Source organism: bacterium (assembly GCA_014360495.1).
Classification (GTDB): domain Bacteria; phylum Armatimonadota; class JACIXR01; order JACIXR01; family JACIXR01; genus JACIXR01.
Genome location: JACIXR010000003.1, coordinates 228112 through 247603, shown reverse-complemented (window position 1 = coordinate 247603; position 19492 = coordinate 228112). Strand labels below are relative to the sequence as shown.

The following is a 19492-nucleotide window of genomic DNA, read 5'->3' as shown; positions in this document are numbered from 1 at the left end:
CTCACCTCCTTTCCTACACCTTTAAAGCGGTTGATTTAGAAAGCTGCCTGACTTCCTCGGCGGTTACCTCTCTCCCCAAATCATTGGAGAGGTAAATCCCCTCGGAGATAAGCATAGTATTTAGGGCGAGCTCGGCTGTGGGAAGGAGAGGCACTCTTCCCTTAAGGGCTGCTACCCAGTGCTGTTGAGGGCTATCATAAGCGTCGGCGTTTTCCCTGAGTGTGTGCCAGCGCCAATCAGCCTCTCCTAAATCTACTGAGAAGTTGAACGATAGGTCGCCCTCGCTTGTGAAGAAGCCGAAGGGATGAAGCCTTATCCCTCCCGAGCTTCCTACGATAAATGAGCTCTCAAAATTGTCAAGATGAATAGCCCATGCCTCAATTATATCCAAAGTGAATCCGTCCTTACATTTCACCAATCCAACGGCGAGCTCTTCCACATCATATCCGCTAATCTCTCTTCGTTTCTCGTCCATGGGTGTCTCTTGGAAAATCTTCCCGGAGATTCTCTCAACGACTGGGTTTCCGGCGAGATAGAGGATGTTGGCTATATTGTAAACGCCGGTATCGTAGAGGGCGCCGCCACCAGCGTATTCCTTCTTAACGAAATAATATGTTCCATAGCCATCAACATAGGGGCGTCCTCTCCTCCGAAAGCCTGTTGAGCGGGCGAAGTATATTTTACCGAGCTTCCCTTCATCTATGAGAGTCTTCGCTACCTTCGTTTCCCGGGAGAAGAGGGTGGAAAGCTGAATGCTCAACATCTTGCCCGTTTCCTGAGAAGCTTGCCACATATATTCTGCGTCTCTATAGGAACCCGCCATTGGTTTCTCGCAGTAGACATGCTTGCCCGCCTGAAGGGCTTCCACGGTCACTGGCATATGGAGGTTATTATGGAGGCAAACATCAACAGCGATTATATCATCCCTTTTAAGGAGCTCGCGGAAATCGGTGTAATAATAGGGTATTCCATAGACCTCCGAGACCCTCTTCGCTTCCGCTTCGTTTATATCCGCTATAGCTACGATTTCAACATCAGGAATCCGCTTGTAATTCTCTATATGATGCTTTCCGATTTGTCCAACGCCAATTATACCAATTTTTACCTTCTCCTCAGCCATATAGCTTACTCCTCCATTATCTTCTTCAAGTTCTTTAGGCAGAGCTCAACGCATTGGAGGGGTGGGTAGGCGTAGCTCTCCTGCTCAATTATATACCATTCCGTTCCGCCAACGGTCTCGCAGAGGGAGAGGAACTCCTTCCACTTCATATCCCCTTCACCTATGAGAGCCTTATCGTTCGTTGCGGAATATTCCTTCAGATGGACGGTTATCGCTCTTCCGGGATATTTTCTTATGAACTCAATAACCTCATCGGCACTCACTCCTCCATGCATAGCATTGCCCGTATCCAACTGCATAATCACATCGGGGGAGGTGGCTCCGAAGAAGATATCCCATATCATCTCCCCATCGATTCGTTGAAACTCGGCGGAGTGATTGTGATAGCCAGTTCTCATTCCCTCTGCCTTCAGCTTCTCTGCCAACTCGTTGAAGAGCTTCGCCGTCTCCAGAATCGCTTCCTTCGTGCTGAATTTCTCGGGTGGTATCCAGGGAACAATAAGGTTTTTATTCCCCAATATCTTGTGGAACTCCACCGTCTTCTTGAATTCATCCCCAAGAAGGGAATCCAGAGGGATATGAGCCCCCGCTACAACCAAGCCGAGGCTATCCAGTAGCTTTCTCCATTCCTCGGCGCTCCTATCGTAGTAGCCTGCCAGCTCTACTCCCTCATAACCCATCTTCGCTACCGCTTCAATCGTCTTCTCCCACTCCCTTTGACAATCATCACGCACGGAATAAAGCTGAAGTGCAATCCTTGGTTTAGACATCTTACATCTCTCCTTTCTTGAAATTTTTATCTCTCATAGTTTTAAACTCGCTAAAGAATTTTGGCAACTAATTTTTAATATCCTCTTCCTCATAGCGAACGCAAATAGCGTATTCTTTTAACTCGGGATAATCAATATGCTCTACCCCATAATAAATCGTCGCTATCTTTCCATCATCCAGTTGAACTGAACTGGGATATCCGCAGTCCGCGTTCTTCGCTCCCCATTCCAGGAGAAAAACCCTTTCCTTATCCCAGGTTTTCCCTTTATCGTAGCTTATCATTCCTTCAACCCCATAGGGAGGGATACGTCTTCCATAGACCAGCAAAATGTTCCCGCTTTTGAGGAGGATGGCATCGGCGGGAAGCCTTGGACCCTCTGTTAACCTCACTGGCTCGCTCCAACTTTGCCCGCCATCATTTGATACGCTCTGCCAAAGACCAGAGCTTTTCTCATCTCTTAGGAAAGCTAAAACTCTGTTATCTGGCAAAGGAAGGAGGGCGGTTTCATCGTAATGAGGGGCAATCAATGTCGGTTCACCCCAAGTCCTTCCATTATCTTTTGAGCGGAAGACATAGCTGTAAACCTCTTTCATTTCATCATTCCATGCGTAAATATTCATAAGGAGAGTGCCATCGGATAATTGGACTATTTTCCCATAGGGTGAACCGTATTGGAGGGGAGAAATGTCGAGCTTTTGGGGCTTCTCCCAAGTTTCCCCATTATCAAAGGAGCGCGTAATCCAAACGGAATATTCCTGTGTTTTGGTTGTGAATTGACCGTTTTCATAGGGACCTGTCACAGCGAAGGCGAGGATTAAAGTGCCATCCCTGGCTTGTCCGAAGGCGGGATTGCGGGAATCGGGAGGGATATCTGCGATTGTTTTCGGCTTAGACCAACTTTTACCTCCGTCCTTTGATTTAATCAAATCAAGCCTTCCACCTACGCCGAGATGGGGAGCGCCGCCTCTAACGACTGCTGCCAGTTCACCGTTTTTCAACTTTATCAAAACAGGGAAATATCCTCCTCCCCTTACGGCGATTATCTTTTCCCCCTTTATCATCTTCTCTTGCATTGGGAACGCCTCCCTTCCTTGAGAGGGCAGAATTGCAAGGACGAACAGATAGAATAGTTTAAAGGAAAAGCTTTTCATTTTAAGAGCCCTCGGCTGCGCACCCACCTTCGCTACTTCCTTTCCAGCAGGATATTCCTCCCTTCTGGCTCCAGCCAGGTTTGCCGAGCGCGCTTTCCCATCTCCTTACCGTTGCTTCCTTCCGGACCTGGCGGGGTTTGGAGCGGGAACTCGCCATCGGGACCCGACCTTCATCGCCTCTGGAAAGGACCCTTACCACAAAGGAAGAGCTCTTGGTGGGAATTCAGCCCCGCATAGGCGGATTTCGGGTTCAGGGCACCGCCGGCTCCCCGCCTAGCGCAGCCGAGAGCATGAAAATTATAGCCATCAAGAAAAGGTCAGTCAAGGCTGATGGATATTCAAATCACCTTTAATAACATTCCCAATTTATTGCTCTCGTTGGGCTTTTATGGTATGATTTATCATAACAATATGGAAGAAAAGGAATACGAGCTATCTTCTGATGAATATATTTTGATAAAGGAGGAAGCGATCAGGCATTATCTTTCTTCTCAAACTACCTTCCCTGATAGGCTTAAGTCCATCAGAAAGGATTACGGGATATTCTTCACCCCCCAATACATTGTTGATTTGATGGTGAGCTTGATAGACAGAGAACGATTTTCTAATAGAGAAATAAACATCCTTGAACCAGCCTGTGGCTTAGCTCAATTTCTAATAGGGATTAAGAGAAATTTTCCTTTGCTTTATGAGAAGGCGAGGCTTTTTGGCGTTGAAATAAACAAGGAAATAGCCGATTATCTCTCTGCACTTATAAAGAAATCCCTGAAACTTCTCAGAGAGAATGGACAACTTATTTTCATCGTGCCGGCTACATTTATGATATTGGATGAGTTCAAAAAGTTGAGGGGCTTTCTCTCCCAAAATGGTGGAACCGCCATTATTTATCTCGGAGCAGAGGTGTTTAAGCCGGAAGCAGATGTCGCTTGCGTTATTCTAAACTACATTAAATCCCCCAAATTCGCCCATAGATTGGAGCTTTTCGAATACGAAGACGGGGAGATAAAGCAGATAAAATTAAGGACGAATTGGCAGGGCGAGGTTATCACTTTTGAGACAGATTGGACGAAAAAAATGGAAAGCTTGTGTAAATATCGCTTAGGGGAGATATATGATGTCCGTATATCACCTCGCACGCCCGAAATAAAAAACAATCCCTTGATAGTCAAAAGCGATAACCCACCTTCCCCGGATTTTCTCCCCATATTAAATGGGAGAAATCTAAAGCGTAATCAAGTTATTTACGAGAACTATACAGGTTATTGGATAAAAGCGAATGAAATACAGAAATTAAGGGCTTTCTTCGGCTTGCCTCATATTGTTGTGGGATTGGGCTTCCGGGAAGGCGGGAAGGTGGCTGCTGGCTACGACCATAAAGGCTATCCCTGGATGGGAGATGTCTACCATCTCATAAGAAAAAACAGTCTCTTTACATTTGATATGAATGAAAGAGAAGTTGTGGAATATTTAAACTCCGAATATGTATCAAGATATGTCAAAGAAGTGTATAGGGAAATAACTTACCATCTAAGCATAACCCAATTGGAGAACATCCCTTTGCCTACTAGGAATTGATGGGAGGAGATAAGGAAAGTGCTGAGATGATTGACAATTTAACCGACTTCGAGAGGTTTCGCAGATTCTTAGAGAGCATCCCGTTGGATAAATACAGGGAAGAGTTAAGGGACGTTAAATGGGTGGAACAAAACCTTTATAAAGAAATCCTTCCGCTTGAATCAATCTTTAAATATTATTGGGAAAAGAGAGAATTTCTCAGCTTTGAGGATTGGTTTGAAAATTTCTGGACCGAGATAAACACCATTCCTGAGAAAAAAGAAGCTTTAGAGAAATTTAAAAGATACTATTTTAACAGACGGCTGGAAGAAAACGATTGGTTCAAGAAAGGATTTAAGGCGAGGATGTATAGAACTTGGGTTTCTCTTCTCACCCAGCTCGATTTTTGTTATGTTTTTGAATATGTAGCCTCAAAAAAGAATTTGAACTTGCCATTGATATGCGATGCTGAGCTGGATGCGAGAGGAATAGATGCGATGGTTAACGACATATGCTTTCAGATTGCTAAGATAAGCGAGAGGAAAGAAGCAAGAGCTGGTAAAACGAAAAGGAAAATCGTTCCTATCCTTTATGCGGTTTACGATTTGGAGAAAATGAAGAGATCGATCTGGAATTGACATAACGAGAAATCAATTCTTGAAGCAAATTAATTGAGGAGGTATTTTGATATGAAAGAAAAATATGACCTCGTTGTCGTAGGAGGAGGGCTCGCGGGAGTTTGCGGAGCTCTCGCAGGCAGGAGACATGGGCTCTCGGTTTGCATAATTCAGGATAGACCGGTCTTTGGGGGAAATGCCAGCTCTGAGATAAGGGTTCCTATAGGAGGCGCCGCTTCTTTCAACGCTTGGGCAAGGGAAACGGGCATCATCGCGGAACTCTTCTTGGAGGAGCGAAGGAGGAATTTCCAATTTCACAACAGTTCGCTCGCCAACTCCATCTTGGACCTCGTCCTCTACGATGCCTTAAGGGAAGATGGGGTTGATATGTTCCTCAATACCTCCTGCAGAAAAGGAATAATGAAAAGCAAGGATTTAATCGAGGCGGTTTATTGCGTTCAGCTCGGCTCAGAGAAGGAGTTGATAATAAAGGGCGATTATTTCCTTGATGCCTCGGGCGATGGCACCCTCGCCTTCTCCGTGGGAGCGGAATTCAGGATGGGGAGAGAAGGAAAAAAGGAGTTCGGTGAGGAGCTTGCTCCAGATGAACCTGATAACGGGATTATGGGGAACTCCTTGATGTTTCTCGTAAGGGATTGCGGGAAGCCGGTTCCTTTTGAACCGCCCTCTTGGGCTATCAAATACCCCGAGGGGGATATCGCCTTGAAACTTCGTCCCCACAATTATATGCCGGGCTATTGGTGGATTGAAATCGGCTATCCCTACGACACAATCTACGACAACGAGGAGATAAAGCACAATCTCCTCGCCCATCTTTTGGGAATCTGGGACCACTTGAAAAACGAGGGTAATCACGGTTTTGAAAACTTCTCCCTTGAATGGGTTGGAATGGTGCCGGGAAAGAGGGAATCAAGGCGTTTCATGGGTGATTATATTTTGAAGGAGCAGGACTTAAAGGAGAGAAGACAATTTCCCGACGCGGTTGCTTATGGCGGATGGTTCATAGACCTTCACACGCCTGGAGGAATCCTTGCAAGGGAGGATTATCCTGAGCCCTGCACGAGCGGGAGAATTGAGGAATGGGAAAAAAGATTCGTCTATATTTACCAAATTCCCTTCAGATGCCTCTATTCCAAAAACATAAAAAATCTTTTGCTCGCTGGTAGAAATATCAGCGTAACCCATGTAGCCTTAGGGAGCACGAGGCTTATGGGAACCTGTGCCCTTTTGGGGCAGGCGGTAGGAACCGCTGCCGCAATTTGCAAGAAATATGCCATCTTCCCAAGGGATATATTCCCTAATCACATAAAAGAATTACAGCAAGAGCTTCTCAAAGATGGTTGCTTCATCCCGGGAGTGAAAAACGATGATGAAGATGACCTTCTGAGAACAGCGAAAATAACCGCTTCCTCTTCCCTCCCTCTCCTCTTCAAAAATCCGAATAGCGAAGTGGAGTTGACAAATCCAATCGGACAGAAATTGCCCCTTCAAGACTATGTGGAGAAGTTGATTTTGCATATCCGCGCGGAAAAGCCCGCAATCATTTCTTTCCATCTTAAAAGTTCCTCTGACCTCTGGGATTTCACGGCAAGCGAAAGCATAATACAAAAGGAGATACATTTGAAAGAGGGAGAGCAGGAAGTGGAGATAGAACTTAAAAGAGAATTTGAGAGGGGAATTTATTGGTTCTATCTCGAGCCAAAAGAGGGGGTTTATATAAAGGAGACTAACGAGCAGCTTCCCGGTTTGACTGAGATTTATAAAACTGGCGATCTATGGCGTTTCAGGATGGGGAAGAATCTCTTTTTCAAACTCGTTCCCACGCTTTGTCCCTTCACTCCTGACAACATCGTTTCGGGGGTCTCTCGACCGGAGAAATGGACGAATGTCTGGATATCGGATGGGAGGAAAGGATTTCCCCAATACTTGGAGATGGATTTAGGGGAAGAAATGGAGTTCAACATGCTCCAGTTTATCTTTGACGCATCAATTGAAAAGGAATACAGCCAGCTGCCTCCATTTTACATCCCACCTCATATCCCGAAGGATTTCAAAGTCTACGCTCTATTAGAGGAACAATGGAGAGAAATCTTTGAGGTGAGTAAAAATAAAAAATATTTCCTTAGGCTGAGGTTTCCAAATGTGAAAGCGAGGAAATTGAAAGTAGAGTTTCTTTCCTCAAACGGAGGAAGCGAGATTTATGTTTACGAGGCGAGGTTGTATTTGGTAAAATAGTGGATATGATTGCTCTAAAGGGAAAAGCTGAAGAAGTAGGATATTTATTTGGGGAAGTATCTAAGCAAAGCATAGAGGAGATTCTTTCTTCCTTTCATCTTCCCGAGGAATGGGAGGGAAGAGCAGAAAGGTTCAGAAAAATTGTAGAAGAGGTAGCTCCCCACTGGTTGGGGGAAGGCGAGGCTATTGCTAAGGCTTCGGGCATTGATTTCTCCGTTCTCCTCGCCTACAATTTACCCTCTTTTAAAGAAGATTGCACTTCCTTCATAGCCCTATCAAGCAAGGATGGATTTCCCATTTTGCATAAAAACAGGGACTTCGCAATTCAGAGACAGAGCTTTTATATAAAGAAGATAGAGGGCTTTTTTAAATACATCGCTGGCGCTTCTCCTTTGGATTTGGGAGTTGCCTATTTCCTCAATGAGGCTGGTCTGGCTGGCGCGTGCAACACTGGTGGATATTGCGATATTCCTCCCTCCGATGGTTTGTTAGACCGCCATATCCTCCGCCTGATAGCGGAAAGGGCGAGGAATAGAGAAGAGGCGCTAAAGATAGTTGGGGACCATTTAAATAAAGGTTTTCTCTCTACTGAGGGAGAAAATCGTGGCTTCATTCTTTTATTATTGGATGCAGAAGGTGGAATGATAATTGAATACACTCCTAATGAACTCAAATGGACGGAGACGAGGGAAGGATTGCTAATAAGAAGCAATTCTTTTTTGCTGTTAAACGATAAAAAAGAGGATGCCTCTTCTCAGCAGCGCCTAAGAAGAGCGCAGGAGCTTTTGGGAGGGAAGGGGAAGCTTGGATTGGAGGATATCTGGGAAGCGGCAAAGGATAGAAGCGGCAGCTACCCCATCTGTGGTCATCATACTGTGAGCGCCTTCACTGTCCTTCTTCATCCCCAGCTCCCTTCCCTCTCCACAGCCTTTTGTTTTCCCGGTCCTCCCGATCAAGCCATTCCCTTTCCCCTCTCAATAGTCGCTGACGAAACTCCCGAGGAGCTTTTGAGGGGGGACTTCTGGATAAATCCCCGTGGAGAATGAGGGATGGAAAAGATAATATATTCTCCCCTCACTGGAAAGGTCCTGCCATTAGAGGAAGTTCCCGACACCGTCTTCGCCCAGAAAATCGTCGGAGATGGCACTGCAATAGAGCCTTCATTCAACATCGCCTACGCCCCAATTGATGGGGTTGTTTCCGCAGTGGTAAAGGGTGGGCACGCTTTAACAATAAAAGATGAAGATGGATTGGAGATTCTCGTCCATATAGGGATAGACACCGTCAAGCTGAAGGGGGATGGATTTAAATGCTTTGTTAAAGAAGGGGATAAGGTAAAGAAGGGGGAGAAGATAATAGAATTTGATATGGAAAAAATTGAACGTGCTGGGTTGCCGCTCGTTTCTCCAATTGTGGTGATAACGCAAAATTGTGAGATATTGCCTCTTAATCACTTTGGACAGTTGGTTCAGGCAGCTGAGACGCCCATTATCAAAGTGACAATAACCAATTAATTTGACCTTTTTATTGAAAAGTTTAAAATTCAATTTGATTATGGCTTATCCACCTATTGAGGAACTCGGGAAGATGATAGATTACGCAATCCTTCGCCCCGATGCGGGCGAGGAGATGGTGATTAAGGCTTGTGAAGAGGCAAAGAAATGGCATTTCGCTGCGCTCTGCGTCAATCCTTGTTGGCTTCCCATTGCGAAGGAAAAACTCCGAGGGTCGGATGTTAAACTCTGCACAGTGGTGGGCTTTCCCCTTGGCACGAGCACGAAGAGCGTGAAGATAGCAGAAGCTAAAAACGCTATAGCCTTGGGAGCGGATGAGCTTGATATAGTTTCCAATATCGGTCTGTTCAAATCGGGCAAGGAGAGGGATTTTATTGAGGAGATAATTGCGGTTGTGGAAACAAGCAAAATGCACTCACGGACGATTAGGAGAGGGGATATCATAACGAAGATAATCGTGGAATGTGGGTACTTATCAAAAGAGGAAATAAAACAAGCGGCTATTCTTCTCTTGGAAAGCGGAGCCGATTTCATAAAGACCTCCACCGGCTTTGGACCTCGGGGCAGCTCCCTTGATGATGTGAGGATAATAAGAAGCGTTGTGGGAGGAACTTTGAGGATTAAAGCTGCGGGAGGAATAAAGAGCTTGAACGATGTGATTGCCTTCTTGGGAGCAGGAGCGGATAGGATAGGCACGAGCTCGGCGGTGCAGATAATGGAAGAATATAGGAAAATGGTCGGCACTTAGATAAATGCGATTTCTTTCCACCAATGCGATTGTCCTGAGAAGCCTTAACCAGGGAGAAGCAGACCGCTTGGTAATTATTTACACGGAGGCAAGGGGAAAACTCTCTGCGTTAGCCAAGGGAGCGAGAAAACCGAAAAACAGCCTCGCCCCACTCACCCAGCTATTTGCCTATTCCCATTTTCTCTTAGTTAAAGGCAAAACATTCTATATAATCACTCAAGGCAGGCTCAAACATAGCTTTCTCTCCATCATAGAGGATATGGAGAGATTCGCCTTCGCTTCCTCAATCGTTGAACTGATTGATAGGATGACGGAGGAAGGGGAAGCGGATAAAGATGTATTTGATAATTTGCTTGCTCATCTTTATGTTATGGAAAGAGCCAAGGACCCGGAGCTAATTGCTCGCTCTTGGGAGTTGAAGCTTCTTTCGCATCTCGGCTATAAGCCAGAGCTGGAGAATTGCATCATCTGTGGTAGAAAAGTTGAGGGCAACATCTTCTTCTCTCCTTCAAATGGAGGAGTGATTTGCTCTAAATGCACAATTTCCGCGCCAGATTGTCTGTTTATAAGGCAAAAACCATTGGAATATTTAAAGAATCTTCTAAAAACACCCGTTCATCTCCTAAAGGGAGAAGAGCTCCCTTCGGACATCAAGGAAGAACTGCGTTCCATTATCCTCCCTTATATAGACCTAAGAGCGGGCAAAAAAGGCAAAACGGAGAGCTTTTTAAGGGAGATAAGCGAAAGTTAAAAGGGATTCAGTTCTTCTTCCACATTCCACTCTATCCTCTTTACCTCCCCGGGATTGAGGGAAATCTGTCTCTCTGGCAAATTCCCCCAGCTCCAATAGAGAGAACTCTTCAATTTCACATTCTTTTTCTTTGAAGTAGGATTGTGAATATATATTGTGAACTTGTTGTCTTCCGTTTGAACTACATTTATGAACACTTCCTTATCGTCGCAAACGATGGGATGCCCAACGAAGATGTCCTTATCGCCTTCTCGCAGGTCTATCGTTACATAGGCGCTATCTCTTAGCTGACCCACTGGTCTTGCTTTCCTTTCCCTTTCCAAGAGGAAAACGCTCCAACGTTCATTTAATCCCCTGACGACTATGGGAAGAGCTAAGGGCAAATCCGCTTTCCCTATTCTCCCAGAGAATCCTTGACCTTTTCCATCAACTTCCAAAATATATCCCTGCCATCTTATCTCTCCTCCCTCTATCTCCAGACGATATCCCGGTATTCCCGTCAATCCCATATCCTTTCTCACTTTCTCAATCCACCTCTCATCTGGCTCCACTGTGAAAGGAGTTCCCACGACTAAAAGCCTTGCTCTCAACTTATCTCCCTTATTGAAGACCTTCCCCTCAACGGGAAAGCGGATTTCCCAGCTTCCGCTGTCCTTTTGGGCGTAAACATTCAGTGGCTCAGAACCTAAATTGAAGACCGCAACAGAGCCCAGCGGAGAACCGCAAAACGCAATGTATCCCTGCATATCCAAAGTTATCTTCCGCCAATCCTTTAATTCGTCGGGATTTTGCTCGCTTGATAGCAACTGCCCCTCTGAGGTGCGAATGAACCATCTTTTCGCGCCGGCTTTTTGAAATTGTCCTAAAACAAGCCTCTCAACTTTCAGCTTTTCTTTGAAATTTATTTCCAAATCTACAAGGATGGGGGAGAGAAGACCGGGTCTTATGTTGAAGTAAGTGCGAGTGATTTGCGCGGAAATGAGTTTTGAAGGGGTTGCGGGCGCCAATGTGTTCCAGACATTAAGGGCGGGAACACCTGGTGGATAAAGACCGTCGCTTATACCATAGCCCATCATTAAATCGGCGCTGTGCAGGAGCCTATCAGTCCAAATCCTTCCCTGACTTAAATCTTCCATTCCTTTGTCGCATTTTATGGAGGGATTTATCCAAAGGGTTGGGTCGCCACCGGGCGCTCCATCAAAACCGGGAATCATCCCGCCAAGGCGATTATCAGGTTTATAAGTTGAAGAGGGAGCGATTTGACCCGCTCCATTCCAAGGTCCCTTGTTGGGTGTCATTCCCCAGACGAATCCACTCTGCGCTCCCGTTCCATCCTCCCTCTTCTGCATGCTGTAAGAGAGTTGGTTCATCCTATCACCGCACATAAACTCCTCGAGAAGTGGTTGGGGACGGTCGAAGAGCTCCATTGATATGGCTTGCCTTCCCTTTACATCTTTAACGATTACGAAAAGATTGTGTTGTTGCCCGTGATTGAAATCCTCCTCCCAAAGGAAGCGTTTTTGTCCTTTGGGATAGAAATGTCTTATCAACTCCTCTCCATCGTAAACCATAATCTCCTGTAAGCCGACATCCGATTCCGCGACGAGCCTCAATCTCCAACGCCAATGCGTCCAATCAAACCAATCATAATTTTCATAGTCCCTCGGACCTATGAATCTCCATTCCAATATGAGCGGACCGTTTGAGACATAACGAAGATGGCAATAAGGAGGCATAGAAGGATGCCAGGTGGAGAATTGCTCCCTCAAATCGTTTAAATCTGAAGCCTCAAAGAAATTCACATACCCTTCCCTCAACGCTTTTCCCAATTGTTTTGGCTCATTTATCAGGCTGATGGCGAAAGGCCAGAGCGATTCTCCCCTGTTCTGAAGATGCTTGTAGCCCTCAACGAGTTCATCCAGGAGCTTAGCCTTTTCTCCTCTAAAATCCGAACTGAATATAGCCACTGAATCATAAGCCCTGAATTCGTAATAGGGACAGGGATTTTGAGAGTGCAGCCAAGAGCCAATCGTGAGATTCATTCGGTTAAGGTTGTGCATCCAATCCAGTATGACGAGTCCTGCTTGACCCGGTTGCTTTATATCTGGATGGGTTGTTGCGAAACGTCTCTTATCGTCAAGGAGGTAGTCATCGGGATAGCGAGTGCGATAACCGCAGGAGAAATAATGATTTCCATAGCCGTCCTCGAAGCGAAATCCCGGCACGGCTAAGAAATCCTTGCCTGATACAGCTTCGCACTCCTTAACGAGCTTCTCCCAGCCCTCCCTTGGGAGATTCGCGAAATCCTCCAAAAACACGATGAAATCAAGCCCCAAAGAGCGGGCAACCTTAGCATAATCCTCTACCTTTCCCTTTCCTCCCGATAGCTCCGTTTGCACTCCTACTATTCCCTTATAGACTTTCGGAGGCGGAGGGAACCGGGTATTGCTCCAATCCCAGGGAGGGATTGGAGGAAGCTTGGGCTCTTGAAGCAGTTGAGCAGGAGTCTTCGCTCCACCGAATTTTCCGCTCTTCAAAGTTGGCTCAGCGAGCCAATTGAGGGTATTGAGAAGGAGGCGAAGGAAATTGCTTGGTTGATTATTTAACCCGGTCTCCATAACTATTCCCCTTAAAGCTGTTGCATATCCACCCCAAAAATGATAAGATGAATTTATTGAACATAGGGCTATCCTTCCCTCTCCGAAAAAGCGGATAGCGAAGATTGGTGGAGCGGATAGCCCTTCCTCTGGTATTCTTTCCTCGGGAAGCCCTCTCGCATTGCTCTCCCATAAAATGCTTTTCGCGGAAGTCTCTCCTCTTACCACAATTTGCCATTCATTTCCTACATCAAAAGTAAGAGTCGAGGAGGCACCTCCTGCTCCCTCGCTGACGGGATACCAAATGAGATGAACGCCATCGCTGACTGGAGAAGGGGAGATATTGCTCGTAGAGGCGAAGATTATTCCCCAAGGTGTTCCGCCATCTTTCTCCCTTTCCCTATCGTGCACGGTCTCGGGGCGAAGGCGAGCATTTATCTGGTCAAGAAGGCGGAATTGCCCCTCCCAATCCTCCAAATGCTCCCCCTTCCACAGGCTGATGAAGAGACCTCCTCCTTCCTTGACAAAGCGAAGGAGGATTTCCCTCTCCTTATCTCCCAAATATGCTCCTCCTCTTTGTAAAACCACCACATTGAACTGCCTGATATAGCTTTCATCGGGAAAATCCCAGCGGAAGTCAAACTCAAAGCCTGCCTCCATAAGTTTTCTCGCCACGACCCTATCCTCCAATCCCGTCTGGAGGAAGAGGACAGCCGGCTTCTGTTGGGCAAGACAAAAGCTCAAAGAACTAGCGAGCAAAAATAAGAACCTTCTCATACTCTCACCTTTCCTTTGTAGGGTAAACCGAGGGATACATACCATCTAGGTCTATTAATCTAAGCAATGGTTTGTCCTTCACCAACTTCGCCCTATAAACGCTTCCGCATTTTCTCGCCAAGAGGTTGACTCGTCCCAGCTTTGGTATCTCCACGCTAACTTCCTTATCCTTGTCATCAGTTGACCAAGCGGTTATAAGCCACTCGTCCCGCTGGCGATGCTTCCTCACCAAAACTCGGGAATCGGGAACGTTGGTGGGAAATTCGTAGGCGGGCAAATCCTTTGACCAGCGATGTTTATTTGGTCCGGGCAGCAAATCGCCAGAGCGGAGGAAATCCTCAAGATAGGAGAAAAGAGCATGGACATAGGATAAAGCCATCACCTGTTTCAACCAATGCGGTGGCTCGTCTCCCAAATCTCCTCCAAAGCCTCCCTTGGGATAGGCGAAATAGCCAGCAACAGCGCCAATCATCCCCGCCGTATAACAGCACTTCAAGAAACCCATATAATGCTCTATGTCGCTGAAAGCGGATTCACCTAAATGCGCCCTCTCCCATCCTCCGTTTACCCAATTATAGGAGAGGGCGTCGCCGAGACTTATCTGCTGAGCAACTGCGTTGAGGAATTGGGTGAGGAGGTCGTTATCCCCGCTCCAACCGCTGTTGAAATCTCTATAATAGAGGGAACTACTGGGCAGGTCGGAAACCTTGCGCATGTATTTGTAGTCAAAACACCAGTGCCACCATTCGGGATAGCTGTTTCTATTTAGAACTCCGTTGCTGTAATAGATGTAAAGAGCTTTGGGAACGCCCTCGCGAATAATATCGGCGAAGATTGACTCCTGATGCGCCTTTCTTTGGGAGATATAATCAAACCAACTTTTCCCATCCTTCGCTTTGAGCACACGCCCATCCGATTCCCAGATTTTCCCTCCGAAACCGTAAACGGTAAGTGCATATTCCCCGCCATTTAAGATTACCGCTATATAGGCCTTCTTCTCCAAAATCTTTTTCAAAGGTTCAACCGCAAGCTTGCCTGCCCTCTCAAATACCTCATCTGGAGCTTCAGGACTCCAGATTTTCTCCCCGTTTTCGCCCACGCACCAGGTCTCTTTGGGGAGGCTTTCAATGAAATCCTTGTCGTAAAATGGACGATGGAGGATGATGAAGAGAGGATACCTTTTGGGATTGGAAGCGGATAGAGTGAGGATGCGAGATTGGATGCTGTTGGGGTCATCCAATTGGCGAACTGCCTCAGGACTTGCAGAACCGAACTCAAGAGCATAGCCCCAGTTCTCCGCGAGCTCAACTCTCACCTCAAAAGGCATTTCCCAACCCCATCTCGTGAGAGGGGGCAGGGTATGTCCCTGGCGAAATTTCGGCTTGGGAGCTTCCTGGAGGAATTGGAGTGCGGTCTTCGCCTCGCTAAGATGGGGGAGAATCAAGAGGATTGTCGTAAAAGCACAAAATCGAGCTAAGGTTAATCTTTCAGTAGACATATTTTTATTATAATCCTGCGATTCATTTTATGTTATGTTAATTTCGTTATACAAAAAGCGATCATAATCTCCTTTGCAAAAGAGGATGATTTCCTTTAAAATTATTTAAAAAGATTGACGAAAAGGAGGAAGCGAATTTGAGAAGGACGACTTTCAGAATTTTCGCTTTGATTTTTTTATCCCTGACCTGCTTTGCCATTACCTTCAATCCCCAGACCATGATGCGGGTGAAGGATATAAAGCCGGGGATGAAGGGATATGGCTTGACCGTGTTCAAGGGGACGAAGATAGAGAAATTCGATGTGGAAATCCTCGGTGTTTTGCCGAAGGATAACATAACTGGGGACATCATCCTCGCTCGCCTCTCTGGTGGTCCGATAACTCAAAGGAATGCCAAAGTGATAGCGGGGATGAGCGGAAGCCCTGTCTACATAAATGGCAAGCTTATTGGAGCCGTTGCTCTAACCTGGCGATATTCCCTTGAACCCCTTGCGGGAATAACTCCCATAGAGAACATGATCGCCTCGGCAAACAAGATTGTGCCAATCGGCGGTGCTCCAGTAACCATCAAGAGCTCCATATTGAGGGGTATGGGGTTGAAGAACTTGGGTGATGAGGATTCCATAACGATGGTGCCGATTGCCGTCCCCTTGATTGCCTCTGGCTTTCATCCCAAAGTTCTGGAGAAAGCATCCTCTTTCTTCCGGGAAAGGGGGTTCATTTTTATGCAATCTCCCGGTGGTGGGAAGATGAATGTCAAAGTCCCACTAGTCCCCGGTGCTGCTTTTGGTTGTCAATTAATGAGCGGAGATATGCAGATTACGGGCATTGGAACCCTCACCTATATAGACGAGAACGGAGAATGGCTCGCGTTTGGACACTCTATGATGGATATGGGTGATGCCCAGCTGCCAGCGGTAACAGCCTACATCCACGATGTCATACCAAGTGTGAATTTCTCCACCAAGCTTGGCTCACCAGCTGAGACTGTCGGCTCCCTCACTCATGATGGATATTTCGCCATAAGCGGGAAACTTGGTATGGCTCCAAAGATGGTTCCTGTTTCCATTACCGTTGTGAACGGCGATAAAAATCAGAAATTCAATGTGGAAGTTGCTAAGCACCCATCCCTCACCAATTCACTCATTGGAACGGCGATTTCAAACGCGGTATTTCTCTCCTGTCCTGACCCAGTTGATGTTATGACGAAGGTCTCGTTTGATTTACAATTGGAAGGTGGTAAGCACCTAAGCAAAAAGGATGTATTTTATTCCCCTATAGGGGCGGGGATTGAACCAAGCTTCTTTGTAGAGGACATCCTTTCCCTTCTTAGCGATAACATTTATCAAGCAGTCTATCCGGAGAGGGTGAATGTGCAAATAACCGTAGAGAAAGGGAGGAAGGTAGCGAGGATTGAAAAGCTGGCAGTTGATAAAAACATTGTCAAACCGGGAGAAACCCTCTCCCTTACCGTTTATTTGAAGAAGTATGGAAGCGATGAACAAATAACTATGCCAATATCCCTGACCATTCCCTACCAAGCTCCCGAGGGAAGGGCAAGCATCTATGTGGGCGGTGGAAACTATATTTCTCCTCAGGTGATGGGATTTAAATCTCCCACGAACCTCTCTGACCTATTGGAATTCATAGAGGATATACCACAGAGCAATCAAATCGTTGTTTCGCTCGTTATGCCTCGTTCCCGCATTCAGTTAGAGGACAAGCTTCTCTCCCCCTTGCCCTCCGGAATTGAGGAGATGATAACTACGAGCAAGGAAACCGCTCTCCGCCGTGTCCCTTATGTTTCCCTTTCTACCTTTGATACAGAGTGGTTTGTATTGGGCGTTAAGAGAATAAGCATAATAATCTCTAAGACGGGGAAGGTTCCCGCATTTGCCCCTTCCCCAGAGGCTCCCCAGCCCGAGGCACAGCCAGCAGGTGAGGTACCATCGGAGGAAGAAGGGGCCTTCTTCTTCGCTAAAGCTTCTACCTTCCTTTCCTCTCTATTGAAGACAGCCACGCCACAGCAACAAGCACAACCTCCTCAAGCTCCTGCTCAGCCGCCTTCCGAAGCACCCCAGATGCCTCCGAGTCCGCCCACTCCACCCTCAAAGCCTTCAAAGAGGATATGGATACAATCAAAATATGAGGATTTCTCCCAGGGTGACACAGACAACACGGTCTTAACTCGTGGTGGCGAGATAATCCTCGCACCTAAATGGAAGAAAATCGCTACCCTCCCAGGTTCCCTTCTTCTATCAGTGTTGGACGAGGGAGATTATTACCTCGCTTCCACGCTTGGCACCGGCGCCATCTACAAGATTTCCCAGGATGGTAAAGTGGAGCAGGTCATCAAGGCGAAGGAGATAGGGCTTAAATTGCTAAATTGGCAAGGCAAAACACTCGCTATTTCCTTCCCTGGCGGAAATATCTACACGGTTGACATATCTAACCGTAGCCTTTCCCCCTTCGCTAACTTACCAGTTGATTATATATGGGATTTTCTCCCCAAAGGTGACAGGCTTTTAATAGCAACGGGAGGTGAAAAGGGCTTTCTTTATTCCCTTTCTCCAGATGGAAGAGCCGATATCCTATATATCGCTCCCGACCAACATATAGTGAAAATCGGGGAGAAAGAGGATGCCTTGATTTTAGGCACATCGCCCCAAGGGCTTGTAATCTTCTATAAGGAAAATGGTAGCTCCTTTTATTCCTCTAATAGCCAAACCGTTAGCGCTATCGCCTATATAAATGGCGATGTTTATATAGGTTGCGCTCCGGGAGGGAGAGTTTTAAGGATTAATAGCAAGGGAATTTCCGAGATAGTTGATACAAAGGAGCGAGCCATATATAGCCTAACTGGGGGTTCTAATTATATCCTTGCTGGAACGGGAAGTAGGGGAAGGATTTATTTGATTGACCCCTCACAGCAGGATAGATGGGGCTTCGCCTTCCAAGCAGATAGCTCCGATATAACTGGTTTCCTAAAAACAAATAAGGGAATAATCGCATTGGGAAGCAATCCCCCCACAATCTTTCTTTCAACTTCTACCTATTCCGAAGAGGGCACCTTCATTTCCTCCGTATTTGACGGCGCTATTACCTGCCAATGGGGGAGAGTGGTGGTGGATGCGAATGTTCCCAATGCCTGTAAATTGGAGATAGAAACGAGGAGCGGGAATTCCCCTCTACCCGATGAAGGATGGAGCCTCTGGACGCCGCTCGGTCCTCAGGGTGAAATCCTCAGCCCTCCCGCTCGCTATCTACAATATAGAGCTAAACTCTCAACAACCGACCCTTCTCAATCTCCCTCCCTTCGCAGGGTCACGGTCTATCTCCTTCCTCAGAATCTTCCCCCTTCCCTCACGATTTCCTCTCCAAATTGGGGAGACATCCTTTCTGGCACTGTGGATATTAAATGGTCTGCGAGCGACCCAAACAACGATAGCTTGATAACGACGATTTATATCTCGGAAAACGGTAAGGATTGGCAGAAAATCGGGAAAGTTGCGGAGAAAAAACAGCATCAGTTGAACACGAAGGATAAAAAGGATGGAAGATATCTGCTCAAACTCGTTGTGTCCGATGCGGGAAGCAATCCACCACCAATAGCTCTTTCAACGGAGAAAACGGTGGGAGTTACAATTGATAACACGCCGCCTCGCATCACTATATTCAAGGATAGCACTAAGATAGAAGGAGGGAAAATTTATCTTGAGGGGATTGTGGAGGATAGCCTCAGCTCTATAACGGAGGTAGTTTACAGCGTTGGAGACAATATCTTCTACTCCGCTACTCCTACAAAAGGGATTTTCTCCACCACTTCTGAGCCCTTCACGATTTCAGCGACGATTCCCGAGGGCAATCCCTCTCAGGTGAGAATTAAGATAAAGGCGAAGGATTTCGCAAGGAACGAGACGACCTCTGAGCTGATGATAACGATAAGCAAAGAGGGGAAGATAGAGAAAATAGAGGAGGTAAAACCCGAAAAGAAGGAAGCCCAGCCCCCTCAAGCTCATAACGCTAACAAAACATAAGAAAGGGATAACGAGATGAAGAAAATGTTCTTGGTTTTTAGATAGGTACTTGCCCCAAAAAGAGAAACTAATGGTTGTCGTGCTAAAAGGGTTAGTGAAG

Annotated in this window: 13 protein-coding genes and 1 other RNA gene; 8 read left to right on the top strand and 6 right to left on the bottom strand. The window is 46.4% G+C overall.

Features of this window, described 5'->3' with window-relative positions:
• Positions 1–13: 13 nt before the first annotated feature.
• The 4 genes from H5T88_03865 to ffs all read right to left on the bottom strand — a co-directional run bounded on the left by H5T88_03865 (position 14) and on the right by ffs (position 3325).
• Complete coding sequence (locus H5T88_03865) at positions 14–1120, bottom strand: Gfo/Idh/MocA family oxidoreductase (protein MBC7329475.1); 1107 nt, start codon at positions 1118–1120, stop codon at positions 14–16.
• Between the two features lie 5 nt (positions 1121–1125).
• Positions 1126–1890, bottom strand: coding sequence for a sugar phosphate isomerase/epimerase (locus tag H5T88_03860; GenBank protein MBC7329474.1), 765 nt, complete (start codon positions 1888–1890; stop codon positions 1126–1128).
• Positions 1891–1957: 67 nt separating this feature from the next.
• Positions 1958–2965, bottom strand: a complete 1008-nt coding sequence (locus H5T88_03855; GenBank protein ID MBC7329473.1) for an exo-alpha-sialidase — start codon at positions 2963–2965, stop codon at positions 1958–1960.
• A gap of 93 nt (positions 2966–3058) precedes the next feature.
• An RNA gene (gene ffs / locus H5T88_03850) (signal recognition particle sRNA large type) lies at positions 3059–3325 on the bottom strand.
• A gap of 129 nt (positions 3326–3454) precedes the next feature.
• Here ffs and H5T88_03845 point away from each other — a divergent pair.
• The 7 genes from H5T88_03845 to recO are packed head-to-tail and all read left to right on the top strand — an operon-like array spanning position 3455 to position 10483.
• Positions 3455–4618, top strand: a complete 1164-nt coding sequence (locus H5T88_03845) for an N-6 DNA methylase (GenBank protein ID MBC7329472.1) — start codon at positions 3455–3457, stop codon at positions 4616–4618.
• Between the two features lie 26 nt (positions 4619–4644).
• The gene (locus H5T88_03840) at positions 4645–5235 is read left to right on the top strand and encodes a TaqI family restriction endonuclease (GenBank protein ID MBC7329471.1); all 591 of its coding nucleotides are present in this window, start codon (positions 4645–4647) and stop codon (positions 5233–5235) included.
• 51 nt (positions 5236–5286) lie between these two features.
• A complete protein-coding gene (locus tag H5T88_03835) occupies positions 5287–7470 on the top strand; it encodes an FAD-dependent oxidoreductase (GenBank protein ID MBC7329470.1) in 2184 nt (727 codons plus the stop codon).
• Between the two features lie 5 nt (positions 7471–7475).
• On the top strand, positions 7476–8516 hold the full coding sequence (locus H5T88_03830; protein MBC7329469.1) for a hypothetical protein: 1041 nt from the start codon (positions 7476–7478) through the stop codon (positions 8514–8516).
• Positions 8517–8519: 3 nt separating this feature from the next.
• On the top strand, positions 8520–8984 hold the full coding sequence (locus tag H5T88_03825; GenBank protein ID MBC7329468.1) for a PTS glucose transporter subunit IIA: 465 nt from the start codon (positions 8520–8522) through the stop codon (positions 8982–8984).
• Between the two features lie 40 nt (positions 8985–9024).
• The gene (gene deoC, locus H5T88_03820) at positions 9025–9732 is read left to right on the top strand and encodes a deoxyribose-phosphate aldolase (GenBank protein MBC7329467.1); all 708 of its coding nucleotides are present in this window, start codon (positions 9025–9027) and stop codon (positions 9730–9732) included.
• Positions 9733–9736: 4 nt separating this feature from the next.
• Entirely contained in the window at positions 9737–10483 is a 747-nt protein-coding gene (recO, locus tag H5T88_03815; GenBank protein ID MBC7329466.1) for a DNA repair protein RecO, read from the top strand.
• On the opposite strand, the gene H5T88_03810 is transcribed toward recO, so the two are convergent.
• Positions 10480–13857: a hypothetical protein gene (locus tag H5T88_03810; GenBank protein MBC7329465.1), complete on the bottom strand. Its 3378-nt coding sequence runs from the start codon at positions 13855–13857 to the stop codon at positions 10480–10482. The two genes, recO and H5T88_03810, sit on opposite strands and share 4 nt — an antisense overlap.
• A 4-nt stretch (positions 13858–13861) precedes the next feature.
• Positions 13862–15355, bottom strand: coding sequence for a hypothetical protein (locus tag H5T88_03805; protein MBC7329464.1), 1494 nt, complete (start codon positions 15353–15355; stop codon positions 13862–13864).
• A gap of 137 nt (positions 15356–15492) precedes the next feature.
• Between H5T88_03805 and H5T88_03800 the strand changes: the two genes are divergently transcribed.
• On the top strand, positions 15493–19392 hold the full coding sequence (locus H5T88_03800; GenBank protein ID MBC7329463.1) for a hypothetical protein: 3900 nt from the start codon (positions 15493–15495) through the stop codon (positions 19390–19392).
• Positions 19393–19492: the final 100 nt, after the last annotated feature.